Annotated in this window: 26 protein-coding genes; 14 read left to right on the top strand and 12 right to left on the bottom strand. The window is 66.2% G+C overall.

Going from position 1 to position 24,091, the window contains the following annotated elements; genetic code table 11:
- The 3 genes from EPL01_RS16195 to EPL01_RS16185 all read left to right on the top strand — a co-directional run.
- Window positions 1-119 (top strand): integrase core domain-containing protein (locus EPL01_RS16195; RefSeq protein WP_135824065.1); only part of this gene is annotated, 119 nt, incomplete at its 5' end.
- A gap of 437 nt (window positions 120-556) precedes the next feature.
- A complete protein-coding gene (gene pabB, locus EPL01_RS16190) occupies window positions 557-2,131 on the top strand; it encodes an aminodeoxychorismate synthase, component I (protein ID WP_135826311.1) in 1,575 nt (524 codons plus the stop codon).
- Window positions 2,132-2,138: 7 nt separating this feature from the next.
- Window positions 2,139-2,714, top strand: coding sequence for an anthranilate synthase component II (locus tag EPL01_RS16185; protein WP_135826310.1), 576 nt, complete (start codon window positions 2,139-2,141; stop codon window positions 2,712-2,714).
- Window positions 2,715-2,910: 196 nt separating this feature from the next.
- Here the strand turns inward: EPL01_RS16185 and EPL01_RS16180 are convergent, their stop codons facing one another.
- From EPL01_RS16180 to EPL01_RS16160, 5 genes are all read right to left on the bottom strand, one after another.
- Complete coding sequence (locus EPL01_RS16180) at window positions 2,911-3,306, bottom strand: OsmC family protein (RefSeq protein WP_135826309.1); 396 nt, start codon at window positions 3,304-3,306, stop codon at window positions 2,911-2,913.
- Window positions 3,307-3,395: 89 nt separating this feature from the next.
- Window positions 3,396-4,403, bottom strand: a complete 1,008-nt coding sequence (locus EPL01_RS16175) for a lysylphosphatidylglycerol synthase domain-containing protein (RefSeq protein WP_135826308.1) — start codon at window positions 4,401-4,403, stop codon at window positions 3,396-3,398.
- Window positions 4,404-4,606: 203 nt separating this feature from the next.
- Window positions 4,607-5,341: a metal-dependent hydrolase gene (locus tag EPL01_RS16170; RefSeq protein ID WP_135826307.1), complete on the bottom strand. Its 735-nt coding sequence runs from the start codon at window positions 5,339-5,341 to the stop codon at window positions 4,607-4,609.
- A gap of 59 nt (window positions 5,342-5,400) precedes the next feature.
- Complete coding sequence (locus tag EPL01_RS16165) at window positions 5,401-5,673, bottom strand: hypothetical protein (RefSeq protein WP_135826306.1); 273 nt, start codon at window positions 5,671-5,673, stop codon at window positions 5,401-5,403.
- A gap of 80 nt (window positions 5,674-5,753) precedes the next feature.
- Window positions 5,754-6,578 carry a CAP domain-containing protein gene (locus tag EPL01_RS16160; RefSeq protein WP_135826305.1) on the bottom strand — a complete coding sequence of 275 codons (825 nt, stop codon included), beginning with the start codon at window positions 6,576-6,578 and terminating at the stop codon, window positions 5,754-5,756.
- A gap of 234 nt (window positions 6,579-6,812) precedes the next feature.
- Here EPL01_RS16160 and EPL01_RS16155 point away from each other — a divergent pair, with 234 nt between their 5' ends.
- Window positions 6,813-7,376: a gluconate 2-dehydrogenase subunit 3 family protein gene (locus tag EPL01_RS16155; RefSeq protein WP_135826304.1), complete on the top strand. Its 564-nt coding sequence runs from the start codon at window positions 6,813-6,815 to the stop codon at window positions 7,374-7,376.
- Window positions 7,373-9,016 (top strand): GMC family oxidoreductase, encoded by a 1,644-nt coding sequence (locus tag EPL01_RS16150; protein ID WP_135826303.1) that lies wholly within the window; start codon window positions 7,373-7,375, stop codon window positions 9,014-9,016. Before EPL01_RS16155 ends, EPL01_RS16150 begins: the two co-directional genes overlap by 4 nt.
- A gap of 293 nt (window positions 9,017-9,309) precedes the next feature.
- On the opposite strand, the gene EPL01_RS16145 is transcribed toward EPL01_RS16150, so the two are convergent.
- Entirely contained in the window at window positions 9,310-10,293 is a 984-nt protein-coding gene (locus EPL01_RS16145) for a DUF4349 domain-containing protein (protein WP_135826302.1), read from the bottom strand.
- A 126-nt stretch (window positions 10,294-10,419) separates the two neighbouring features.
- On the opposite strand from EPL01_RS16145, the gene EPL01_RS16140 reads away from it, so the two are divergent.
- Complete coding sequence (locus EPL01_RS16140; RefSeq protein ID WP_135826301.1) at window positions 10,420-10,839, top strand: VOC family protein; 420 nt, start codon at window positions 10,420-10,422, stop codon at window positions 10,837-10,839.
- Between the two features lie 12 nt (window positions 10,840-10,851).
- On the opposite strand, the gene EPL01_RS16135 is transcribed toward EPL01_RS16140, so the two are convergent.
- Window positions 10,852-11,817 carry a TIGR03557 family F420-dependent LLM class oxidoreductase gene (locus tag EPL01_RS16135; protein WP_135826300.1) on the bottom strand — a complete coding sequence of 322 codons (966 nt, stop codon included), beginning with the start codon at window positions 11,815-11,817 and terminating at the stop codon, window positions 10,852-10,854.
- A 192-nt stretch (window positions 11,818-12,009) separates the two neighbouring features.
- Between EPL01_RS16135 and EPL01_RS16130 the strand changes: the two genes are divergently transcribed.
- Window positions 12,010-12,510: an SHOCT domain-containing protein gene (locus tag EPL01_RS16130; protein ID WP_135826299.1), complete on the top strand. Its 501-nt coding sequence runs from the start codon at window positions 12,010-12,012 to the stop codon at window positions 12,508-12,510.
- A 220-nt stretch (window positions 12,511-12,730) separates the two neighbouring features.
- On the opposite strand, the gene EPL01_RS16125 is transcribed toward EPL01_RS16130, so the two are convergent.
- Window positions 12,731-12,961, bottom strand: a complete 231-nt coding sequence (locus tag EPL01_RS16125) for a hypothetical protein (protein ID WP_135826298.1) — start codon at window positions 12,959-12,961, stop codon at window positions 12,731-12,733.
- On the opposite strand from EPL01_RS16125, the gene EPL01_RS16120 reads away from it, so the two are divergent.
- The 7 genes from EPL01_RS16120 (at window position 12,938) to tpiA (ending at window position 18,476) form a co-directional block, all read left to right on the top strand.
- Complete coding sequence (locus tag EPL01_RS16120; RefSeq protein ID WP_135826297.1) at window positions 12,938-14,041, top strand: hypothetical protein; 1,104 nt, start codon at window positions 12,938-12,940, stop codon at window positions 14,039-14,041. The two genes, EPL01_RS16125 and EPL01_RS16120, sit on opposite strands and share 24 nt — an antisense overlap.
- A 138-nt stretch (window positions 14,042-14,179) precedes the next feature.
- Window positions 14,180-15,253 (top strand): histidinol-phosphate transaminase, encoded by a 1,074-nt coding sequence (gene hisC, locus EPL01_RS16115; RefSeq protein WP_135826296.1) that lies wholly within the window; start codon window positions 14,180-14,182, stop codon window positions 15,251-15,253.
- Entirely contained in the window at window positions 15,250-15,756 is a 507-nt protein-coding gene (locus EPL01_RS16110) for an adenylate kinase family protein (RefSeq protein ID WP_135826295.1), read from the top strand. The genes hisC and EPL01_RS16110 overlap by 4 nt, the downstream gene beginning before the upstream one ends.
- Window positions 15,753-16,361, top strand: coding sequence for a CDP-alcohol phosphatidyltransferase family protein (locus EPL01_RS16105; protein WP_135826294.1), 609 nt, complete (start codon window positions 15,753-15,755; stop codon window positions 16,359-16,361). The genes EPL01_RS16110 and EPL01_RS16105 overlap by 4 nt, the downstream gene beginning before the upstream one ends.
- Before the next feature lie 78 nt (window positions 16,362-16,439).
- Window positions 16,440-16,691 (top strand): hypothetical protein, encoded by a 252-nt coding sequence (locus EPL01_RS16100; RefSeq protein WP_135826293.1) that lies wholly within the window; start codon window positions 16,440-16,442, stop codon window positions 16,689-16,691.
- An 85-nt stretch (window positions 16,692-16,776) separates the two neighbouring features.
- Complete coding sequence (locus tag EPL01_RS16095) at window positions 16,777-17,298, top strand: multiprotein bridging factor aMBF1 (protein ID WP_135826292.1); 522 nt, start codon at window positions 16,777-16,779, stop codon at window positions 17,296-17,298.
- Between the two features lie 533 nt (window positions 17,299-17,831).
- The gene (gene tpiA / locus EPL01_RS16090; RefSeq protein ID WP_135826291.1) at window positions 17,832-18,476 is read left to right on the top strand and encodes a triose-phosphate isomerase; all 645 of its coding nucleotides are present in this window, start codon (window positions 17,832-17,834) and stop codon (window positions 18,474-18,476) included.
- Between the two features lie 171 nt (window positions 18,477-18,647).
- Here the strand turns inward: tpiA and EPL01_RS16085 are convergent, their stop codons facing one another.
- The 4 genes from EPL01_RS16085 to EPL01_RS16070 all read right to left on the bottom strand — a co-directional run bounded on the left by EPL01_RS16085 (window position 18,648) and on the right by EPL01_RS16070 (window position 23,691).
- Complete coding sequence (locus tag EPL01_RS16085) at window positions 18,648-20,975, bottom strand: PAS domain S-box protein (protein ID WP_135826290.1); 2,328 nt, start codon at window positions 20,973-20,975, stop codon at window positions 18,648-18,650.
- A gap of 90 nt (window positions 20,976-21,065) precedes the next feature.
- Window positions 21,066-21,341, bottom strand: coding sequence for a hypothetical protein (locus tag EPL01_RS16080; protein ID WP_135826289.1), 276 nt, complete (start codon window positions 21,339-21,341; stop codon window positions 21,066-21,068).
- A 23-nt stretch (window positions 21,342-21,364) separates the two neighbouring features.
- A complete protein-coding gene (locus EPL01_RS16075) occupies window positions 21,365-21,925 on the bottom strand; it encodes a CBS domain-containing protein (protein WP_135826288.1) in 561 nt (186 codons plus the stop codon).
- Window positions 21,926-22,026: 101 nt separating this feature from the next.
- On the bottom strand, window positions 22,027-23,691 hold the full coding sequence (locus EPL01_RS16070) for a helicase HerA domain-containing protein (RefSeq protein ID WP_135826287.1): 1,665 nt from the start codon (window positions 23,689-23,691) through the stop codon (window positions 22,027-22,029).
- Window positions 23,692-24,091: the final 400 nt, after the last annotated feature.

Here is a 24,091-nt window from a genome sequence, read left to right as displayed (position 1 = left end):
GGGTGGGCAGTCAGCAAAGCGCCCGCGAGTGGCTTGTACAGTTCACCCATTATTATAACGCACAACGACCGCATCAAGCACTCGATGGACGCACCCCGATTCAGGAGGTGCGTAACTAGACAGTGCCCTTTAAACCAATATTTTTATTTCCAACGCCGATTTCCGGTGCCGGAGACGCCGCCGGGCGCGCTCGGCCGACCAACCACCGGCGAACGCTCGGTGAATCAGCCGAGGGGTGGGATGAAGGGGCCGCCCGGTCGCGGGTCGAAGACCCGTGGTCGTCTCTGCGGGCAACTATCTGCGCCGGGCGGTGTCTCACCGAACGGAGTGAGGTGATGGCTCGGAAGACGGGGATTGTCTTCCGGTGCGGAGAGGCGCAGATATCCCGCAGAGCGGCCGCGACCGGGCGGGGCTTCAGAGGCGTTCACGGCTACGAATCTCGTCGAGTCGGCAACGGCGTAAAACGACCAGCCAAGTCCCGTCCCCACGCCCAACGACAAGGTTCATTTTCGCAGTTCTGCTACGTACACCCACAATCGCGGTTCACGTGACGAGAATGAGCGAAGAAACCCACCGAACCGACCCCCGACCCGGCGACTCCCCCGCAGTCGTGACCTCCTTCGAGGAGTTCCGCGACACCGCCGAGAGCGCCCCGACCGGCGCTCGGGTCCCGGTCGAGGTCCGAGTCGAGGTCGAAGACCCCTTCCTCGCGTACCGCCGCGCCCGGAACGACTCGGGCGGCGTCTACTTCGAGACGACCGGCGGCGAGGCCGGATGGGGCTACTTCGGCGTCTCGCCGACCGAGTGGCTGGAAGTCGGTCCCGAAGAGGTGCGCGACAGAGGTGACGAAATCGAAGCGACCGGGGAAAACACCAGTTTCGACGCGCTCGAATCCCTCCTCGACGGCGAGACGTTGGCCCGAGGAGACTGCGACGTGCCCTACCCATGCGGCGCGTTCGGGTGGATTTCCTACGACGTGGCCCGCGAACTCGAAGCCCTGCCGGAGACGACCGCCGACGACCGCGGCCTGCCCCGGTTGCAGTTCGGCGTCTACGACCTCGTGGCGGCGTGGGAGGAGCCGTGGGACGAGAGCGCGACGCTCCGGATTACGGCCTGTCCCGAAGTCGAGTCCGGCCACTCGCTCCGCGAGATGTACGACCGCGCCGCCGAGCGCGCCCGCAGCCTCGCCGAGGAGGCCACGACCGGCGACCCCGCGGTCGGCGACCCGCCCGCGGAGGGCGACATCGCCGAGTTCACCAGCCAGTGTGGCCGCGAGGAGTACGCCGACCGCGTGCGGAGAGTCAAGGAGTACGTCCGCGACGGCGACACCTTTCAGGCCAACGTCTCCCAGCGACTGGTCGGCCCGGCAATCGTCCACTCGGTGGACGTGTTCGAGGCCCTCCGCGAGGTCAACCCCGCGCCCTACTCCGGACTGCTGGAGTTCCCCGGTGTGGACCTCGTGAGTACGAGTCCGGAACTACTCCTCGACGCCGACGGTCGGGACCTGCTGACCGAACCCATCGCCGGGACCCGACCCCGAGGCGACACCCCCGCCGAGGACGACCGACTCCGCGAGGCCCTGCTGGACAGCGAGAAGGAACACGCAGAACACGCGATGCTGGTCGATTTGGAGCGCAACGACCTCGGGAAGGTGTCGGAGTACGGGAGCGTCGAGGTCACCGAGTACCGGCGCATCGACACCTACTCGGAGGTGATGCACACCGTCTCTGCGGTCGAGGGGCGACTGCGCGAGGACGAGTCCGTCGTGGACGCCATCGCCGCGATGTTCCCCGGCGGCACCATCACCGGCGCGCCCAAGCCCCGCACGATGGAGATTATCGACGAGGTCGAGGAGTACCGCAGAGGCCCCTACACCGGGAGCATCGGCGTCGTCGGCTTCGACCAGAAGGCGACGATGAACATGACCATCCGGACGCTGACCCGCCACGAGGACCGGTTCTACCTCCGGGTCGGGGCCGGAATCGTCCACGACTCGGTGCCAGACGCCGAGTTCATCGAGACCCTCGACAAGGGCCGGGCGCTGGTCAACGCCATCGACGCCGCCCTCGACACCGGGCGCGAACTGACGACCGCCGACTGGCCGACGCAGGACGACTTGGAGGATAGATGACGTCGCCATGATTCTGGTCGTCGACAACTACGACTCGTTCGCCTACAACCTCGTCCAGTACGTCGGCGAGTTCGCCGACGAAATCGAGGTCCGGCGCAACGACGACATCGACGTGGCGGGCATCCGCGACCTCGACCCGGACGGCATCGTCGTCTCGCCCGGACCGGGCACCCCCGAGGAGGCAGGCGTCTCCATCGACGTGTTCGCCGAGACCGAGTACCCCGCGCTCGGGGTCTGTCTGGGTCATCAGGCCCTCTGCGCCGCCGAGGGAGTCGCGGTCGGCCACGCCCCCGAGGTGGTCCACGGCAAGCCCTCGAAGGTGCGCCACGACGGGAAGGGCCTCTACGCCGACTTACCCCCGGAAATCGAGGTCGGGCGCTACCACTCGCTGGCCGCGAGCGAGAATCTCCCGCCCGCGCTGGTCGAGACCGCGTGGACCAGCGACGACCGCGAGGTGCTGATGGGCGTCCGCCACGCGGACAAGCCCCACTTCGGCGTCCAGTTTCACCCCGAGAGCATCCTCACGCCCGCCGGGAAGCGACTGGTCGAACGCTTCTGCGAAGATATTGCGGGGAAGTCGTGATTGCGGACAGGGAAAATTGGGTTTCGAAAGCCCTCGCGCGGTTCGCGGTCGCCCTTTCATTCCACCAGGAACAGTGGATGCGTCACCGAGCGACGCAGGTGGTTGGTTCACCGGCCGAAACCAGTCGGTGAATACCCTTTTCGAGAGAGCGTCAAAGATGAGAAGGCTGGAAAACTCGCTAGTCGCGCGAACCGATTCAGAACGCGCCGCTCTCGACCGCGACGCTGGCTTCGATTTCGGCCTTCAGCGCGTCGTGGACTTTACATAGTTGATTCGCGCGCGTGACGACTTCGTCGGCCTCCTCGTCGGTCATCTCGGCCTCGGTCCTGACCGTGAACTGGACGGCTTGGAGTTTGTCGTCGTCGTTGAGGTCACCCGTCGCGTCGATTTCGATGCGGCCGAGGTCGCCGACGTCGCGCTGTTCGGCCCCGACTCGGAGCGCGGGGACGTAGCACGACCCATAGGCCGCCAGCAGTGATTCGAGGGTGTCGGGACCCTCCTCGCCCGTGGCGTCGATGGTCATCTCGAAGTCGCGGACCTCGTTGTCGGACGTGTACCCCTCGTCGGAGACAGTTGTCACTTCTTTCGTCATGCCCTCGGACGTTTCTCGGCCAGTTCCCTAAGGCTTGTTCACCGTCAAGGAGCGCCCGAGGGAACACTGACAGAATCGGCCGCCGTCGGTCACGCTCGGGGCCGCCAGCCTCGCAGGAAAGCGACCGCGAGGCCGCCCGCCGAGAGGCCGAACGGGAGGCTGACGGTCCGCACGACGACCACCGCGGCGGCGGCCGCCGCGGAGGGTGCGCCCGTCATCGCCACGAGCGCGCCAGCCAGCAGGATGTCGTACGCGCCGATGCTGGCCGGAACCGGGACCGCGCTGGCGACCTGCGGCAGGGGCACGATGGCGACGATGGGCAAGAGTGCGACCGGCGTCCCGGTCCCGGCGAGCGCGACCCAGAGCGCGCTCGCGGTCAGAATCTGCTCCAGAACGCCCCCGAGACCGATGAGCGCGACCAGCCGAGGAGTGCCCTGAAACGCCACGACTCGGGACCAGAACCGGTCGAGCGCCTCCTCGACCACCGACCGGTCGTGGGGCGTCTCCCGATAGAGCGACGAGACGAGGGTGACGACCGGTCCGAGGAGCGCCGCGAGACCCTTCGAGACGACCGCCCGAGAGCGGACCGCCAGCCCGCCGACGACCGCGAGGCCGACCAGCGACCCGCCGAGCGAAATCACGAGGAATCTGGCCGAGGGCACGTCCACAAGCAGGACGAGCGCCAGCGCGGTCGAGACGAGCAGTTGGGTCCCCGACTTGACGTACTTGGCGACTCCGCGGACTCCGAGCGCCTCGCTGTAGGTCGTGGCGGTCTCGACGCCGAAAAAGCGGGCCATGATGGGTTCGGAACTCACCGGTCCGGCGGGACTCAGGGTGTCGAAGAAGTCCCCGGCGAGCGCGAACTGGACGGCCCGGACGGGCGAGAGGCCGCTCCCGAGCGGTTTCACCGAGGCCCAGACGCCGATGCCGTCGGCGAGGCCCTCGGCGACCACGAGGGCGACGACGACCGGAATCGCCCACGGCGCGATGGCGGTGGCGCGCTCGATGACGCTGTCCACGCCGACGAACCAGAGGTAGGCCGCGAAGGCTCCGCCGCCGAGGAGGACGCCGACGAGAAACCGCATCAGGCGGCGCATCGCTGTCCCTCCGTCACGCGGTGCGCCGGAACCTCCGGCGAGGCCGGTCGAGCAGTCGCCGAGCGACGGCGCAGACGTTCCATGCGAGTGCAACTGCGCGTCACTCGGTTTACGGTTTCTATGATGTCTATATTCAACTATATATTTCTGATGAAAAATGGGGTCGGAAAGTCGGGCGCGAACGCGACGGCGAGGCGCGGGCCTCAGTAGAGTTCGTCGCCGAGGTCGAACGTCTCGTCGCCTTCGAGAATCTTCACTTCGGCGTCGCTACCCGTGCCCTTGACCTCCTTGCGGAAGTCCTCGGGGTCCTGCTCGATCGGCGGGAAGGTGTCGTAGTGCATCGGGAGCGCGTAGTCGGCGTCGACCCAATCGACCGCGATGGCGGCCTGCATCGGTCCCATCGTGAAGTGGTCGCCGATGGGCACCGCGGCGACGTCGGGTTCGAGGTACGGGCCGATGACCTCGCGCATCTCGGTCTGGAGCGAGGTGTCGCCAGCGTGGTAGAACGTCTGGCTCTCCTCGTCGCTAACCTGCGTCGGCTTGGTGTCGCTGACGACGAAGCCAGCGGGCATGCCGCCGGAGGTTCCGTAGGAGGTGTCCATCCCGTTGGTGTGGTCGGCCCGGACCATCGTGACGAAGGCGTCGTCGCACTCGACGGTCCCGCCGAGGTTCATCCCCATCCCGCCGACGGCCTCGAAGTCGCCGTACTCGTCGCGGCAGTACTCCACGACTTCGGGCGTGGCGACCAGCTCTGTGCCCTCGTAGCGGTCCACGTCGCCGATGTGGTCGGCGTGGCCGTGGGTCAGAAGCAGGTAGTCGGGGTCGAGTTCCTCGGGGTCGGAATCCGTCTTCGGGTTGTCGAAGAAGGGGTCGATGAGCAACTCGGTGTCGCCGACCTCTACGTGCCACGTCGAATGGCCGTACCAGGTAACCTTCATGGTCGGGTGGGTCTACGCCCGTTTCGCACTTAAAGGATGTTGGCGGCGAACGGCGAGTCTCACTCTCCTCGGTCCCGCTCTCGGTTCGACGCGAACAGGTTCCACCCGACCGCTCGCCGGACGCCCCAGCCCAGAGTCAGGCCGAGCGCGACCACCGCGAGCGAGAATCCGGCGAACAGGCCGACTAACTGACCGGTTTCGCCCGCCGTCGCCGTCGTCAGGAGGCCGACGACGAACAGCATCGAGGCCATGAACAGGACGGGCACGACGAACCGCTTCAGCACCCAGTGGTCGTCGAGATAGCGACTCGTTCGCCGGACGAAGTCTGACATAGTCGTGTCACCTACCGTCGAAGTTCGATGGCAAAAGTCATAACTCTAACCGTTAGAAGAGTTACACCGTTCAGACGAGTTCAACAGAACGCCACCGTGGCGTAGATGTCTCCGTTTTCGGCGACGTGAACGTCGATACCCACGCTGGACGACGTTCGGTCGAGGAGAATCGGTCGCGTTCCCGAGTCCTGTAACCAACTGTCGGCGAGAGCGTTCGCCAGTTCTGTTTCCGAGGTGTAATGTTCGATGGCGCGCTCCTCGCTCACAGTCTCGTAGCCGATTCTGTTGTAGGTTAGTGAGGGGTCCGCGCAGGAACCGAACCGCTCGAAAATCTCCTTCGAGGACTCATCTAAGGGGTACTCGCCGCGTTTGACCATCGATTTAGTGTAGTAATCCGCGATTGTCGTCACGTCGGGTTTTAACGAGAGCGTTTCGACGGCCTCGGCCGACCGCTCTCCGTTGAGTCGCTCGTAGACGTGGTACTCGACCGTGCTGAGGTCGAGGCCGCTCGACTCGTTCGCCTCGCCCGGGACGTTCTCGACCGTCGGCGGCTGCGTCTGGTCGAGGATTCCGGTACTGAACGCGGCGAACAGAACTAGCGCAACGATTGCGAGCGCGCCGACGAACTTCGCCACGTCGAAGAGGCCGAGTCCGCCCGAGAGTTCGTCCTCGTCGAACTGGTTCGCTTCGACGGACTCCAGTTGCATATTTCCGCACCGGCTACAGGGCGGGGAGTTCTTCGGATGGGTCCGGCCGCACTCGGTACACTCCCACTCGACGCTCACCGGGTCGTCTTCCGGTCGCTGTCGGACGACCGTCTTCTCGAACTGCATCGCTCCGCAGTTCTTGCACGGCGGGTTGTTCTTCGGGTGGGGTGCCCCACACTCGGCGCACATCCATTCCATGCGTCCCCTCCACCAATCGAAATTAGTTAAATTCTGTGAAATTTTCGGTAGACGAGTGACCGGACCCGCGGGGGTGACGAGTCTACGTATAATAGAGGAATCATCTATGCAATTATTTAGTTATTGTACAGACATGTCCATCATATATTTAGCTATCTCTTATGGACCTTCGGGGTAGCGCTGACCGCACCGACATGGCAACCCATAAGTTTTAGGCCAGCCTAATCCACCGACATGGAACTGACTCGTCGGGACGCGCTGGCCGCGCTGGCCGCGAGCGGAGTCGCGGTCGGAACCGCCGCGGTCCTCGACGATGACCTCGCCGACGCCTTCGATGGGGACGCCTCCGACGCTTCCGGGGGCCCGTCAGACTCCGCACCCGAGGAGCGCATGGCGACCCTCCTCGCAATCGCGGACGTCGTCTACCCCTCCCGACTCTCGGGCGTCGAGGAGTTCGTCCGGACCTACGCGCTCGGTCGAGTCGAGGACCGCGAGTCCTACCGCGAGGGGATGGTACAGGCGCTCTCGACGCTGGACGACTACGCCCGGACGTGGCACGACGCCGAGTTCCGGGAGTTGGACCCCGAGACCCGCGAGTCCGTGCTGGACCAGATGGGCGCGGACACCGCCGACCCCGACCCGGAGGGCGGCGACTCGGCTCGGGTGCGCTACTACCTCGTGAACGAACTCCTCTACGCGCTGTACTCCTCGCCCACGGGCGGGAAGTTGGTCGGCATCGAGAACCCGCAGGGCCACCCCGGCGGGACCGGAAGCTACCAGCGAGGGCCGCGACGATGACCGGGAGCGGAACGGACCGAACCCCCTCCGAGCGCGCCGACGTGTGCGTCGTCGGGGCCGGACCCGCGGGCGCGCTCGTCGCTCACCGACTCGCGCGCCGGGGCTACGACGTGGTGGTCCTCGAAGCGGGCGAGCGATTCGACTTCGAAGACCGAAAGGAGAGGATGGAGCGAGCGATTCGGCCCGGCCGCGGCCCCCTCTCGGTCTGGGAGATGGGCGGCCCGCGAGATGCGTACTCCTCCGAGGGAGAGTGGTTCTACCCCCTGAATCGCGCTCGCGTCAAGGGCGTCGGCGGCACCACCCTGCACTGGCAGGGGATGGTCATGCGCCTCCACGAGTCGGACTTCGAGGCGTGGCCCATCGAGTACGGGGACCTGCGACCCTACTACGCCGAGGCCGAGGCGGCCCTCGGGGTCGCTGGCGCGGACGACAACCCCTACGCGCCGCCCCGCGAGGAACCCTTCCCCATGCCCGCCTTCTCGCCCTCCTACAGCGATTCTCTCTTCGCGGAGGCCTGCGAGCGATTGGGGGTCACGATGCACTCGGTGCCAAACGCCCGCAACTCCGAGGGCTACGACGACCGGAGTTCGTGCGTGGGGTACGGCACCTGCAAGCCGGTCTGCCCCTCCGGCGCGAAGTACTCCGCCGACCACCACGTCGAGAAGGCCGAGGAGGAAGGCGCGCGCGTCATCGACCGAGCCCCGGTTCAGCGCCTCGAACACGACGACGCCGGGGAGCGCGTGACCGCCGCGGTCTACGCCACCCCCGAGGGCGAGACCCACCGACAGGAGGCCCGCGAGTTCGTCCTCGCGGCGGGCGGCGTCGAGATTCCCCGCCTGCTTCTCCTCTCGGAGTCGCCCCGGTACCCCGACGGCCTCGCCAACTCCTCGGGCGCGGTCGGGCGGTACTTCATGGACCACCTGTTCGCGGGCGTCGGCGGGACCGTGGACCGCGAGACCCGCCAGAACCACGTCGGGTTCATCACCAGCGAGTGCCACCAGTTCTACGACGACCCGACCCGCGGAACCGAGGGGACGGACGGAGGCATCCCCGAGTGGTCGGGCAAAGGGGAGAGAGACGGCGAACCGAGGCCAGACAGCATCAAACTGGAGTTCCTGAACTACGCCGGACCCTCCCCGGTCGAGATGGCCCTCTCGGGCGACCAGTGGGGCGACGACCTGCTCGACACCCTGCGGGAGGGCTACGGCAACTCGATTGCGATGGGCGGACTGGTCGGCCAGCGCCCCCGGAAGGAGAACCGAATCGCGCTCGACCGCTCCACGACCGACGACCACGGCAACCCGGTCCCCGAACTCCACTGGCGCGTGGACGACCGCACCAAAGCCTCGCTCCGGCGCGCGAACCGAATCCAGCGCGCGATTCTGGACGAGTTGGGCGCGGACATCTCGTGGACGGTCGGCCCCGAAAACACAGGGCCTGCCTTCCACCACATGGGCACGACACGGATGGGCACGAACCCCGACGAGAGCGTGGTGAACCCGCGACTCCGGACCCACGACTTGCGGAACCTCTCCATCGCGTCGAGTAGCGTCTTCCGGACCGGCGGTGCTCTGAACCCGACGCTGACGATTGCGGCGCTCGCGCTGAAGGCGGCGGGTCACGTCGAAGAGCGATTGTGAGTCGGTTCTGGGTTTGAATCCGGAGAGTCGGCTTTCGAAGACGGTGAATGCGAGACGAAGCTAGCTAGTGCCGAAGCCGAGGCGTCACCGCGTCCGCCCCGCACAGCACCGCCCCGCACAGCACCGCCCCGCACCGCGAACCTCACGCCTCCCCAACCTCCTCGTTCACTCCTGCTGGTCGCTCACTCGTCCCTCGCGCGTATGAGCGCGCTCACGAGAGAGCGCGCTCGCCCACGCGCCGACGTTTTGAATGTAGTACCGAGACGAGGAGAACAGCGAAATCGGGTATCGACTTAATCGTCGTCTTCGTCCGACGAGCCCCCAGACTGCGGCGACTGCGGCGAGTCGGGGAGGTTCGCGCCCGCGGATTGCCCGGAGGTGCCGGGGTTACCGGACTTGCGCCGACGCCAGAGGACGAGACCGCCGCCAATCGGGACGCCGAAGACCAGCACGTAGGGGAGCGCGTAGGCCAGTCCGACGACGAGGCCCCGGAGGACCACCACGACCCCGTTGGCCGACGAGGCGAACGCCGCGAGGAGGCCGGTCTCGTACCACGCGCTGTGGTCGTTGGTCGGTTCGTAGTCGGGCGGACGCTCCTCGAGTCGGACCGTCAGCGTCGAGTAGGCGACCTGCCGCTTCAGGGACTCGCGCTGGGCTTCGAGGGACTCGATTTCCGACTGGACCTCAGAGAGTCGCTCCTGCACTTCGAGGACGTTCTCGGTGTCGTTGGCCTCCTGATAGAGGTCCCGCAATTTCTCGCGCTGGGCCTTCAGGTTCTTGAGTCGGGCTTCGATGTCCACCAGTTTCTTGGTCACGTCCTCGGTGTTAGTACTGGCCTCTCGGACCTCGCCGGACTGCTTGGCCCGGGCGACCAGCGTCGAGAAGTTGTCCTTCGGGACCCGGAGGACGAGTTTGCCGGAGGTCCACGACTGGTTGCCTCGCGTATGGACCACCTGCGAGGAGTCGCTGACGAACCCGCCGAGTCGCCGGGCCTCTTTCGAGAGGTTGCGCCGCGTCCGGTCGTAGTCGTTGACCTCGACCGCGACTTCGCCGGTCCGAATCAGCGCGCGCTGACTCGCCTGAAAGTTCGCGCTCCCCGAGTCGCCGTTCGGGCCGCCCGCGGACACCGTCTGCCGTCCGGTCTGTTCGTAACTCGCTGCTTGGTCGCCCGACGTGGCCTGCATCGCGTCACTCCCGCCGCTGCCGGAACAACCGGCGAGGACGAGCAGAAGCGCGAGCGCCACGGGGACCAACCACCGCCGTCCTTCGCGTGCCATGTAGCCTACACGAAACTCGACTGATGTAAAACTCCGGATGGGTGAAACTCGCGTTTGAGCTACCCGCGACTATCGACGCGGTCCGACGACCGAGGACATTTATCACTCGCCCGTGCAACGACGCCCGTGAGCTACGACCACGCCGACCCCGAGCGCGCCGGACAGCTCCATCACGTCGAACTCTACGCCTCCGACCTCGGCGCGTCGGTCGAGTTCTGGGACTGGTTGCTCGGCGAACTCGGCTACGACGAGAAAAACGACTGGGACGGCGGGCGCTCGTGGATACGCGGGCCGACCTACGTCGTCCTCGTGCAGGCCGACGAGACCGACCACCCCTTCGACCGGCGGGCCGCCGGGTTGAACCACCTCGCGTTCCACGCCGAATCCCGTGAGCAGGTCGATTTGCTCACCGAGACCGTCCGCGAGCGCGACGATTCGAGCCTGCTGTTCGAGGACCGACACCCCTTCGCCGGCGGCTACTACGCGCTCTACTGCGAGGACCCGGAGGGCGTGAAAGTCGAAGTCGTCGCCCCCGAGGAAGGGTGAATTCCCGCGAACTCACTGGAATTCCGGCAGAATCTCGTCCTCGTAGAGGTCGAAGAGCTTCTCCTGGTCCGGGCCGATTTGGTGGACGTAGACGTGGTCGTAGCCCGCGTCGATGAACTCCTGAATGCTCTCGACGTGCGCCTGCGGGTCGGGGTCGGTCACGATGCTGTCGGCCTCGCGCACGTCCTCCTTCTCGACCATCTGGCAGGCCTGCTCGAAGAAGTCGGGAATCGCCAGTTCGGCCGCGAGTTGGCCCGGCAGGAGGCTGTTGGGCCACCACTCGTAGGCGGTCTCGACCGCCTCGTCCTCGCTGTCGGCGTAGCAGACCGTGAGCTGGCTGAACTTCGGGCCGTCGCCGCCCTCCTGCTCGTATTTTTCGACCACGTCCTGCGGGCCGACCGACCAGAACCCGTCGCCGAAGTCGGCGGCGTGGCTGGCGGTCTGGTCGCCGTAGGCCGAGACGCAAATCGGCGGGTTCTCGTCGGGCAGGGTGAACAGCTTGGCGTTCTCGACGGTGTAGTGGTCGCCGTAGTGGTTGACCATCTCGCCGGTCCAGAGTTTGCGAATCGCGGAGACGGCCTCTTCGAGCATGTCGAGGCGGACGTTGTGCGAGGGCCAACCTTGACCCGTGACGTGTTCGTTCAGGTTCTCGCCCGTGCCGACGCCGAAGTAGAACTGCTGGCCCGAGTCCTCGAACATGTCGGCGACGGTCGCGGTCGCCTGCGCGAGGAGCGCCGGGTGGTAGCGGATAATCGGGCAGGTGACCCCGACGCCCACGTCGATATCGTCGGTCGCGGCCGCGACGCCGCCGAGCGCGGACCAGACGTAGGGCGCGTTGCCCTGCTGGCTGACCCACGGGTGGAAGTGGTCCGAGATGGAGGCGAAGTCGAAGCCCACCTCCTCGGCGCGGGTCGCGTGGTTCACGAGGTCCATCGGGCCGTGCTCCTCGCTGGAGAGGGTGTAGCCGAGTTCGACCATAGACGTTGCACGGGAGGCGTCGGCAAGGCGGTTGTGGCCAGTCAGAAAGAAACTATATTAATCTCCTAAAAAATATCTATATTTCTCTACCGATTGTATTTGTTTCTTGTATAGGGTGAAGCAGGCATCCCGGCGAACGAACCCTGTTCCACCGAAAGTCGTTTCAAGCCGCTGTGAGATGTATCGGCTGACATGAGCCCTCCCCGCGACTCCTCCGGTGCCCTGCGAGCGCTCGCTAGATTCACCCCCGACAGCCGTCGGTGGCGGCGGTGGGTCGCCGGGCTCGCGGCGGTCGGAAGCGCACTCTCGTTCTACGCGGCGTTTGCGGTCGCTTCCGGCGTCGAGAGCGGGACGGTGTACAATCTCCTCATCGTGCTGTTTGCCGTTCTGACCCTGACTCTCCCCGCGATCGCGTCAGCGACCTTGCTCGCTCCCGATTCTGGTCTCACTCGGACGAAGACGGCCGGGCGAGGGACTACTCGAACGAGAGCGACCTCCACGGGGGCGACCCGCGGCGAAGACGCGGTCGAGACGTTGAAGCGCCGATACGCCGCTGGCGAAATCGACCGCGAGGAGTTCGACCGACGCCTCGACGACCTCGTGGAGGTGTCCGGCGATACCGGCTGCGAAACGGCCGACGCAGTCGAGACTCGCGCGGCGCGGGACCCGGAACTCGACCGCGCCGGACGGTAGCGACACCGCCAAGCCATTGGTAATTCTGCGACTTGTCGGCGTCATCGAGCCGACCGAGGTGGAGATAGAGCGCGTCCGAATCCTCGGAAAGCGAGGCGAGCAGGTGCTTCGGTACTGAGCGGCGGTTTCACTACCGTCTCGACGCTCCGGGAACGACCCGACGCTCCACGAACGACCGGACATTCGGCAAAAAAGGACGGTTCGGACGCGCAGTCCGCAGTCAGTACTGCAAGCGCTCTTCGCTACGGCGTCCGCGCTGGGACTCCTCGTCGCGGCCGCTCTGGCCGTGCTGGCTACTCTGGCCGTGCTGGCTACTCTGGCCGTGCTGGCTACTCTGGCCGTGCTGGCTACTCTGGCTCTGCTGGCCACTCCGGCCGTGCTGGGACGACGTGCCCCCGCCGCCGTATCGTCGCTCGCTCTGGCGGCCGTGGTGTTCCTGACCGCGCATCATCGTCTGCTCGACGGGGCTGAAGCCGCTTTCGGAGCTACCGCCGTACTGGTTCTGGCCCTGCTCGCGCCGACCGGACTCCTGTCCCGACTGGCCGTGGCGCTGACTCGTCTCGTGCTGACTGGTCTGCTGGTGGCCGGTGTGCTGTTGCCCGGGCTGGTGCTGACCGGCGTGCTGCTGACCACTCTGTTGGTGGCCACTCTGTTGGTGGCCACTCTGCTGGCCCGACTGCTGTTGCCCGGACTGCCGGGTCTCGTACTGGCCACCGGTTCCGCCGTGCTGGCTCAGTTCGTGGATGCCGCTCTCCTGATGGCGGGACTGGCCGCGCTCCTGATTCTGGCCGACTTCGTGGCGCTGACTCGACTGGTGACGGCCAGTCTGCTGCTGGCCAGACTGCTGACCTTGCTGGTGCTGTCCGGACGACTGGTGCTGTCCGGACGGCTGGTGCTGACCGGACTGCTGGTGGCTCGACTGCTGCTGGCCCGACTGCTGCTGGCCAGACTGCTGTCCGGACTGTCGCCCGGACTGGTAGCGCTTGCTCTGGCGACCGCTCTGCTGGCTCTGGCGACCGCTCTGTCGACGCTGGCTACCGTATCGCTTGCCCTGCTGGCCGTGCTGGCCCGACTGCTGGTGGCCAGACTGCTGATGCTGGCCGGACTGCTGATGCTGACCAGTTTGCTGGTGCCGACCGGACTGCTGGCCCTGAATGTCACTGCCGCGCGTCTGGTGTTGCGCGGTCTGATGGCTCGTCGGTTGCTGGCCCTGCTGGTGCTGACCGGACTGCCGATGCTGTCCCTGCTGGCCGTGCTGACCGGACTGCCGATGCTGTCCCTGCTGGCCGTGCTGGCTCGACTGCTGATGGCCGGTCTGGTGTCGTCCGGTCTGCTGGTTCTCCCCCATCTGGTGGCCGGACTGTGGCTGTCGGCCGGACTCTCCTCGTTGCTCTCGGCCACCCGAGGAGTATCGACCACCCTGCGTGTCGCCTTCGCCCTGCGAACTGCGCTGATGGCGGCTTGCTTCTTGACGGGTCTCTCCCCAACGGTTGCGATGTTCTCGTGCCATAATCAATCTCTCCCGTGGTGAGACTCCACAGGACTTTCCTTAGGTATACTGGGCGGAGTCTGACAGAACTCCGGCCGGGCGTCGGGGCGGACCCCGCGCTCCCGAGGGGAGACACTCCCTATAAGCACTCTTAAGGCGAGTCGCCCACACCTCTCTCACATGGAACCACGGGACCTCTCCTCGCACACGGTGTATCAGGCCGGGCGAGGCATCGAGGAGGTCGCTCGGGAACTCGGCCTGAATCCCGACGACCTCGTGAAACTCGCCTCGAACGAGAACCCCTTCGGCCCGAGTCCGGCCGCGGTCGAGGCCATCGAGGACGCCGCGGGGTCGGCCAACTCTTACCCCAAGGCCTCCCACGCCGACCTCACCGAGAAACTGGCCGCGAAGTGGGACGTCGAACCCGCGCAGGTCTGGCTGGGCAACGGCGGCGACGGGGTGCTTGACTACCTCGCCCGCGCCATGCTCGAACCCGGCGACACCGTCCTCGTGCCGGAACCCGGCTTCGCCTACTACGGGATGAGCGCGCGCTTCCACCACGGCGAGGTCGAGCAGTATCACCTCTCGAAGGACGACGACTTCGCGCTGACCGCCGAGACTGTCCTCGGCGACTACGACGGCGAGCGAATCGTCTACCTGACGAGTCCGCACAACCCGACCGGCAAGCGGTTCGACCTCGACGCTGTCGAGGAGATTGCCGACCGAACCGCCGACCACACCCTCGTCGTCGTGGACGAGGCCTACGGCGAGTTCGCCGACGCGCCGAGCGCGGTCGAACTCCTCGAATCCCGCGACGACGTGGCGGTCCTCCGAACCTTCTCGAAGGTCTACGGCCTCGCGGGCGTCCGACTCGGCTACGGCGTTGTTCCCGAGGAATGGGCCGACGCCTACGCCCGAGTCAACACCCCCTTCGCCGCGAGCGAAATCGCCTGCCGGGCGGGCCTCGCCGCGCTGGACGACGACGACCACGCCGAGAAGACCGTCGAAACCGCCGAGTGGGCGCGGGAATACATGTACGAACACCTCGACGCGCCGACGTGGGAGAGCCACGGCAACTTCGTCCTCGCGGAGGTCGGCGACGCCGCTGGCGTCGCCGACGAACTCCAGCGCCGGGGCGTCATCGTCCGCGACTGCTCCTCCTTCGGCCTGCCCGAGTGCGTCCGCATCACCTGCGGGACGAAAGACGAGACCCGGCGCGCGGTCTCGGAACTCAACGAGGTGTTGTCGTCGTGAGAGTCGCGGTGACGGGCACCCCCGGAACGGGCAAGACCTCGGCAGTCGAGCAGTTGGACACTGAGATGGAGGTGGTCCACCTCAACGACCTCATCAAATCCGAGGACCTCTGGAACGAGCGCGACGACGAGCGCGACAGCCTCGTCGCCGACCTCGACGCGGTGGCCGAGCGACTGGCAGACCGCGAGGACCTCCTCGTCGAGTCCCACCTCGCGCACCACCTCGACGCCGACAAGGTGGTCGTCCTGCGATGCCACCCCGAGGAGTTAGAACGCCGCCTCACCGAGCGCGGCGAGTCCGAGGCCAAGGCCAAAGAAAATGCCGAGAGCGAGGCCCTCGACGTGATTCTCTCGGAGGCCGTCAACGCCCACGGCGTCGAGAACGTCTACGAGATCGAGACCACCGACTGCACGCCCGGCGAGGTCGCCGACGAGATTTCGGCGGCCGTGGCGGGCGAACGCGAACCGAGCGCGGGCGAGGTGAACTACGTCGAGTACCTATGACTCTCGACCAGTTCCGACACGTCGCCGACCGGGCGCTCGAACCGTTCGTGAACCTGTCGACCCGACTCGGCCTGACCCCCGACGCGGTCAGCGTCGTCGCCTTCGCGCTGGCGGGCGGCGCTGGCGGTACCTTCTATCTGGGCGGCCAGAACCCGGTCTGGTACCTCGCCGGGTCGCTCCTCGTCTTCCTGAACGGGTGGCTCGACCTGCTGGACGGCGCGCTGGCCCGCGAACTCGGCACCGACTCGAAGGCGGGCGACCTGCTCGACCACGTGCTGGACCGCTACGCCGACATCGTGGTCATCTCGGGGTTGGCGGCCGGAATCGGCCGGTACGCCCTCGGCCTCGCGGCCGTGACCGGCGTGCTGATGACCTCGTACCTCGGCACGCAGGCCCAAGCCGTCGGACTGGACCGGGTGTACGGCGGCCTCCTCGGGCGGGCCGACCGACTCGCGCTCATCGGCGTGACCGGCGTCCTCGCGGCGGTCGTGACCGGAACGGTCGCCGGATTCACGGTCGTCGGGTGGTTGCTGGTCGTGTTCGCAGTCGTGGGCCACTTCACCGCCCTCCAGCGATTCTACTACGCGTGGCGGGCGCTGTCGTAGGTCGGTGTCGGTCGAGAGACGTTTAGATACCTTTTTTACGCCCGCTAGAATTGAAACTAATCGAGGTAGCGAAGTGTAATGACGGATGAAAGACCGGGCGAGTCGGGCATCAACGTGGACTTAGACGATATCCTGCCGGCGAACAGCCACATCACGATGGAGGAGTTCCTCGAAGTCGCCGAGGAGGTAGACTCGCTGTTCGAGTTGAGCAGGGAGACGCGCCTCTCGCGCGAGAAGTGCCGCCGGATTCTCAAGTACTTCGAGCGGAGCGAGGAGGTAAAGCAGGGCTTCGGGTTCCTCCGCGACCAGCGCGACGAGCGCGTCCCGTAACCGGGAGTCGAAGTCCGGGACGAATCGTCGTTCCGCCCCCCGCATCGGCGTGTAATTTAAGAGCGGCGACAGACTACCTCCCAGTATGGTTCAGTGTGAGATGTGCGGTGCCGAGACAGGCTCCCCCAAGACCATCAAGGTCGAGGGAGCCGAGTTGGACGTCTGCGACAACTGCTCGGACTTCGGGACCGAGGTCAAGACCCAAGACACCAGTTCCACGTCCACGAAGTACTCGACGTCTTCGTCGTCGAGTAGCTCCTCGTCCTCCTCGACGAGTACGTCGTCGAGTTCGTCCCAATCGCGGCGCTCGGACATGTTCGACGACATGGACGAAATCGCTCAAGACTACGACGACCGCATCCGGAACGCCCGCGAGAGCGCCGGTCTGAGTCAGGAGGAACTCGCCAGCGAACTCAACGAGAAGGCCAGCCTCATCCGAAAGCTCGAACGCGGCGACGTCCTGCCCAGCGACGAGGTCCAGACGAAGCTCGAACGCAAGCTGGACATCGCGCTGACGACGGGCGGCTCCGCGGACGACGAGGAGTGGAGCGGCAGCAACTCGACCGGCGAGTACACGCTCGGCGACGTGGTGAAGCGTAAAGATTAGAGACGAGCTTTTTATGCGAGCGCAGTCGCCGACGGCGACTGCGCTCGCTAAAAACCTCGATCAAAAACACGGCGCTCCTCGCTCCGCTACGCTCCGGTCGTCGCTTGGTCCGCTCGGTCGCTTCGCTCCCTCGCGGTACAACCGCTGCCGGGAGTCCGGAAGGGTCACATAGCTCACGCTCGGCTTTTCTCAGCCCCGCGATAGCTGTCTGACCCATCTGGCGTGGGTGAGGTTGGCTGACCAGTCCACCGTGAACGAGCTTTACCGACCAATCCACCGTGAGTGGGATGCGGGGGTCGCCCGGCTCGCGCCCGAGGACAAACCGCGTCCGCCGAGGTCACACTCGCTCCGCTCGCGTGACCGCGACCGGGCGGGGGCTTCAAGAGGCGTTCACCGAGACGGTTCTGCGGTTCGTAAGTTCCCAGTCCTGCGGCTCGTGACTCCCGTCACCGTGTCCTCCTCTCGCTATCCGGAGTGTACTTTTCTGTTCCGTTCTCGCAACCTATTAGTCGCGCCCGACGGTCGATTCGGGTATGGAAATCGTCGTCAATCTCAAGGCGTACCCCTGCGACCCCGTAGAGGTCGCTACCGCCGCCAGGGACGTGAGCGAGGAGACGGGCGCGAGCATCGCAATCGCGCCGCAGGCCGCCCACCTCCAGCGCGTGGCCGAGACGGGCGTCGAGACGTGGGCACAGCACGTCAGCCCGGTCGAGTACGGCAGTCACACCGGTTCGACGCTCGCGGAGGCCGCCGCCGAGGCGGGCGCGACCGGGACGCTGGTCAACCACTCCGAGCGCCGCCTCAAACTCGCGGACATCGACGCCGCGGTCGAGGCCGCCGAGCGCGCGGGCCTCGAAACCTGCGTCTGCGCGAACAACCCCGACCAAATCGGTGCGGTCGCCGCGCTCGGCCCGGACGCGGTCGCGGTCGAACCCCCGGAACTCATCGGCACCGGCACGCCGGTCAGCAAGGCCGACCCGGACGTCGTGACCGACGCCGTGGCCGCCGCCGAGGCCGTGGACGACTCGGTGCCGGTCTACTGCGGCGCGGGCATCTCGACCGGCGAGGACCTGACCGCGGCCGAGGAGTTGGGCGCTGAGGGCGTCCTGCTCGCCAGCGGCGTGGCGAAGGCCGACGACCCCAAGCGGGCGCTGGAGAATCTGGTCGAGCCGCTGTAGCCGCGTTTAGAAAATAATATTGTTTCTTTAAGCAATAATTTTATTTTCATGGGCGATAGTCTCCGTTTCGAGAGGTGATAGTCTCCGTTTCGAGAGGCGGTCGTCCGGCGCGGACGACCGCCTCCAAGCGGTAGCCGACTGCCTCGAAACGCCACCAAATCCCTCGAACCCTCACTCCTCGTCGCTCGTCTCGTTCTCGACGCCGCGAATCTCGAAGCGCGCGCCGCCGTCGGTGCCGTCGGTCACAGACACGTCCCAGCCGTGGGCCTCGACGATGTCGCGGACGACAGCGAGGCCGATGCCGGTGCCGCTCTCGCTGGTGTAGCCGTACTCGAAGACCTCCTCGCGGTCCGCTGGCGGGATGCCCGGCCCGTCGTCCTCGACGTAGAAGCCGGGTTCGCCCTCGCCCGCAATGGGACCCACGCGGACCGACACGTTGTCACCGCCGTACTCCACCGCATTGCAGAACAGATTCTCCAGCGCCATCTGGAGCTGGTCCTCGTCGGCCACGACCTCGCCGTCGTCCTCGACGGTCAGGGTCGCGTCGCTCGTCTCGACGTTCCGCCACCCGGCCTCGCTGACCGCCGCGAGTTCGACCGGCTCCGGCTCGGAGGTGGTTTCGCCCTCCAGCGCAGTCGTCAGCAGGTTCTGGATGATGCGCTCCATCCGTTCGAGTGCTTGGCCCACTTGGTCGAAGGCCGCCGGGTCGCCGTCGCGCGCTTGGTCGAGGTAGATTTCGGCGATGGTCAGCGGGTTCCGCAGGCCGTGGGAGACGACGCTGGCGAACCGCTCCAGTCGTCGCTCGCGTTCCTTGCGGTCGGTGATGTCTTGAGCCATCGCTAACCCTGTGACGGCCTCGCTCCCGTCGTCGGAGACCGGAACTGCGCGGACCATCCAGTCCCGACCGGCGTACCGGATTTCGACCGACGTCGGTTCGCCGTCGAGCGCGCTCCGGAAGGCGTCTTCGAGCGCCCCGCCGACCTCGTCGCCGAACACCTCGCGGGGACACCGCCCTTCGAGTTCGTCGCCCGACACGGGGAGTTTCTCGAACGCCTGCCCCGCGGCGATTTTGTACCGGAGGTCGTCGTCGTAGAGGGTGACGACGCCGTTCGGGAACTCCTCGGCCAGCGTCCGATACCGGCGCTCGGACTCGGCGAGCGCCTGCTCGCGTTCGACTCGCTCGGTCACGTCGCGGAAGTAGACCGACACGCCCGTCTCGGAGGGGTAGACGTTCGCTTCCACCCAGAAGTCCAGCGGCGGAAAGAACAACTCGAAACTGGTCGGCTCTTGGGTGTCTATCGCGGTCTGGAAACTGTCCCACACGTCGTCCTCCTCGGCGGCCTCCGGAAACACGTCCCAGAGCGACCTCCCGAGGAGTTTCTCCTCGGAGTGCTGAAGCAGTTCCTCGGCGCGCTCGTTGACGTGCGTGAACCGGTACTCCTCGTCGAGCGCGTAGAAGGCGTCGGAGACGCGCCCCAGAATCTCGCTGAGTTCGGTCTCCAACTCCTGCTCGCGCTCCTTGAGCGCGGTCACGTCTTCGCCGACCGTAATCACGCGCTCGACGTCGCCGTCCGGCCCCGGCACGGGAGCGGCGTTCAGCGAGAACCACCTGCGCTCGCCGTCGGACTTCTCGACGACGAGTTCCCGGTCGGTGACGGGGTCGCCGGTCTCCAGCACCGTCGCCGCCGGCAGGTCGTCGGCCGTCATCGGTTCGCCGTCGGCCGTGTAGAAGGCTACTTCGGAGGTGACGGACGACACTCCGTGGAGTTCCGCCTCGGATTGCTCCAGCAGCTTTTCGGTTCGCTCGTTTGCGATGACGATGTTCCCGTCGTCGTCCCGCACCGAAATCGGAACCGGCGAGGTTTCGAGCAGTCGCTCGGTCTGGTCGCGCTCGCGTCGGAGTTGCTCCTCGCGCTCCCGGCGCTCAGTCATGTCCCGCGTCACTTTGGCGAACCCCTGCAACTCCCCCTCGTCGTCCCGAATCGCGGTGATGACGACGTTGGCCCAGAACCGCGTGCCGTCCTTCCGGACGCGCCAGCCCTCGTCCTCGACGTGGCCCTCGGTTCTGGCCGCTTCGAGGTTCTCCTCGGGGACGCCCGCCTCGCGGTCCTCGTCGGTGTAGAACGTCGAGAAGTGTTCGCCGACGATGTCCTCGGGGTCGTAGCCCTTGATTCGTCTGGCCCCCTCGTTCCACGTGACGACGTGCCCCTCGGGGTCGAGCATGAAGATGGCGTACTCGTCGACGGCCTCCACGAGCGACCGGAATCGCGCCCGGTCGAGTCTGCCCGCGTCCGGCGGCCGCCACCACACCCGCCGGTCCCCGCCGACCGTCTTGGTCGCTACGTCGCCCTGCTCGGCCAGTTCGGCGAGTCCCTCGGTCGCCACCTCCCGAGAACAGTCGAGTTCCGCGGCGATTTCGTTCGCGGTGACCGGTTCGCACTCGCCGCCGAGCGCGTCGAGCGCCGCGAGGACTCTGGCGCGCGTCGGGTCAGGACTCATTGGTCCTCTCGGTTGAAGTGATACAGTCGCGTCTCTTATACAATCGGGTAGAACCGCGCCAGTATCGGACAGAATCGGACCACTCCCCGGTCACGCTTCGATAATCCAGTGGTCGTCGTCCTGCTTTCGGAGGAGGGCCTCCTCGCGCATCCGGACGACGTAGCCGGTGACGGTGTTCTCCAACTCGTGGTCGGCCTTCACCCGGACGAGATTGCCCAGCACCTGCGCCGAGGGCGGTTTCTGGGCCGCGCCGCAGTCGTAGATGGTCAGCAGTTCCGTCTCGCGCTCGTCGTAGACCACGACGTAGGCGTGTCGGGGGAGTCGCCACTCCTCGTCGTTCTCGTCGGTCGGGGCCAACCTGTTCATGAGAATAGATACTCGAAACGGACCTAAAAGTCTCCCGTCGCTCGGTCCACCTCGGCGTCCGACTCGGTATTCGACCCCGCGTCCGACCCGATGTCCGACCCCGCGTCCGACTCCGCGTCCGATTCGACCGGCCGGTCGCGGTCTATCGCCGTCAGTTCCCGACGCTCCCGTTGTTCCCGGCACTCCCGTCTCATCTCGCACACGTCGTCGAAGGCCCGCTGATGGTGGGCGGCGACGTCCGTGGTGGTCACGATTCCCCGCAGTTCGCCGTGGGCGGTCACGGGGAGATGCTTGACCGAGTTCTCCTTCATCATCTCGACGGCCTCTCGGAGGGTGGCGTCCGGTCCGACGGTCACCACGGGGTAGTTCACGACGGTACTGAGCGGAATCTGGTCGTAGGGCTTGCCCGAGGCGACGCCCGCGTACAGGATGTCGGACTTCGTCACGATGCCCGCTGGCGTCCCCTCGTGAGTCACGATGATACTCCCGACGTCCTCCCGAAGCATCTGCGTCGCGGTCTGTTGGATAGACGAGTCGCTCTCGACCGTCACGACCGTCTCCGTCATCACGTCTCGAACGAACATGTTCCGAGAATTAGCAGTTTCGATATAAAAATCCCGAGCGGTATTTTCACGACGTGAAAATCGCCGAGGAGGCTCCGTCGAAACGAATCGAGCGACTTCCGTCAGTCCGACTCCACGTCCGGCAGTTCCTCGGCCACCCGCGCCAGCGTCTCCTCGCGGGTGTCGTCGTCCATCTCGCCGTCGGTCAGCGCCGCCAGCAGACTCGGCAGAGCCGCGACGTACTCCCCGCTCCCGGCGTGCTGGACGAACCCGCGCTGGCGGAGCGTCCGGTTGTGGTTGTACGCGAGTTGTCGGTCCTCGGACCCGCCCGCGGCGACGTGGGACTCGACCGGACTCGCCGGTCCCTCGCGGAGGTAGTAGGCCAGCATGGCGCGCTCGACCGGTTCGAGTGCGTCGAGCTCCTCGCGGATGGCGTCGAGCGGGCCGCGATTTTCGTCTCGGTCCTGATTCCGGTTCTGGTCCCGATTTTCGCTTTCGTCGGTGCGTTCGTCGGCGTCGGTCTCCGTCCCGGCGTCTCCGGCCTCCGGTCGGTCAAACCCACCGAGGTCGGCCTGCTGGGCCTGCTCGCTACCCTCTCCGGCCGGTGGCGAACCCGCCGGTTCATCTCCCGCCGGTTCATCTCCCGCCGGTCGGTCCGCCGGACCCTGCCCGGCGGGTTGATCGCGGACGATTCGGCCCCCGCTCTCGCCCGCGTCAATGTAGGGGTTCGCGCGCCGGTTCCGCGACTGGTCGAGCATCGCCTTGGCGAACTTGTCGGCGACCTCCTCCATCTCGCGGGCCTCCTCGAGTTGACGTTCGAGGTCGGTGATGCGCTCTTCTTTCTTCTGGATTTCCTGCTCGAGTTCCTCGATTTCGTCCTCGCGGCGGGCCTCCTCCTCGCTGATTTCCCGCAGGTCGCTCACGAGGTCGTCGCTGACCGACTTGAGGTCCGGGCGCTCGAAGTCGTCCAGTCCCGGCGTGGCCCCGGCGTCGAACGTCTGCTTGCGGTGGAACTGGACCCGGCGAGTCTCCTCTGACCAGTCGGTCGTCAGGAAGGCCTCGCCGTCGCCCATGTCCTCGATTGCGTCGGCGTACTCCTTGCCGAGGATGCGCCCGACGACGTTGGTGTCGTTGTTCCACGTGAGTCGGTGCCAGACCAGCCAGTCGCACTGCGTGATGAAGTCCTTCTTCACGTCGGCGGGGCGCTGGCTGATGCCCGCGATTCCCAGTCCGTGCTTGCGCCCTCGCTTGCCGATTTTGATGAGCATCCGACCGCACTCGTCCATCCCGCCGCCCTCGGGGATGTACTCGTGGACCTCCTCGACCACCATCAGGAAGGGCTTTTTGAGCTTCTTCTCCTTGGCGAACAGCTGCTGGGCGACGGCCTTCAGCAATTCCTTGCCGTCGTCCTCGTCGAGGTAGCCCGACACGTCGAGGATGATGGGGACGTTGTCCTCCAGCGCGAGCGAGGCCAGTCGCTCGGCGTGCTCGGGGTTGACCTGGATGTCGCACTCCTCGTCCGCCCCGGCGTGTAAAAGTTCGTACTCCTCTTTGAGGCCGTAGTACTCCCCATCTGTGTCCACGAGCATTACCGGGTATCCGCCGTCTAAGAGCTTCTCGGCGATGACGCTCATGGTGTTCGACTTCCCGCTTCCGGACTTACCGGTCACGAACGCGCGGCCGGTCAGCACCTCCACGACGGGCAGTTCCACGGGGTCGCCGGGTTCGCCAGCGGTTCCTCCCTTCCCGGCGCTGACCTCGGCCACGTCGATGGTCTCCTGCGACATTTCTTGGGGGCAACCTCTCACGCTGACCCCATAAACTGTCGGGCACCGATGCTCGCAAACGTTTCAGGTCGTGGGTCGGTACTCGTCCGAGGAGTAGACGAGCCAGAAACGATGGTTTCGAAAGCCCTCGCGCGGTTCGCTGTCGTTCCGGCGGATATTCTCACGCCTCGCTTCGCCCGGCGCTCGAATAGAGCCGCCGGAGACGACCACGTAAACGCCGGAAGACAAACCGCGTCTTCCGCGGTCACCCTCGCTCCGCTCGCGTGACCGCGCCCCGCGCTCGCCCTTTCAGTCCGCCAGGAAACGACGGTTGGTCCACCGAGCGAAACGGTTGGGTGGTCATATTCTCGAAAGCGGAAAGCTGGAGTCGCTCGGCAGAAAGCCACCCAGATAAACGCAC

Origin of the sequence: Halorussus ruber, assembly GCF_004765785.1 — an archaeon.
GTDB lineage: Archaea > Halobacteriota > Halobacteria > Halobacteriales > Haladaptataceae > Halorussus > Halorussus ruber.
This window is presented reverse-complemented; position numbering and strand designations above follow the sequence as displayed.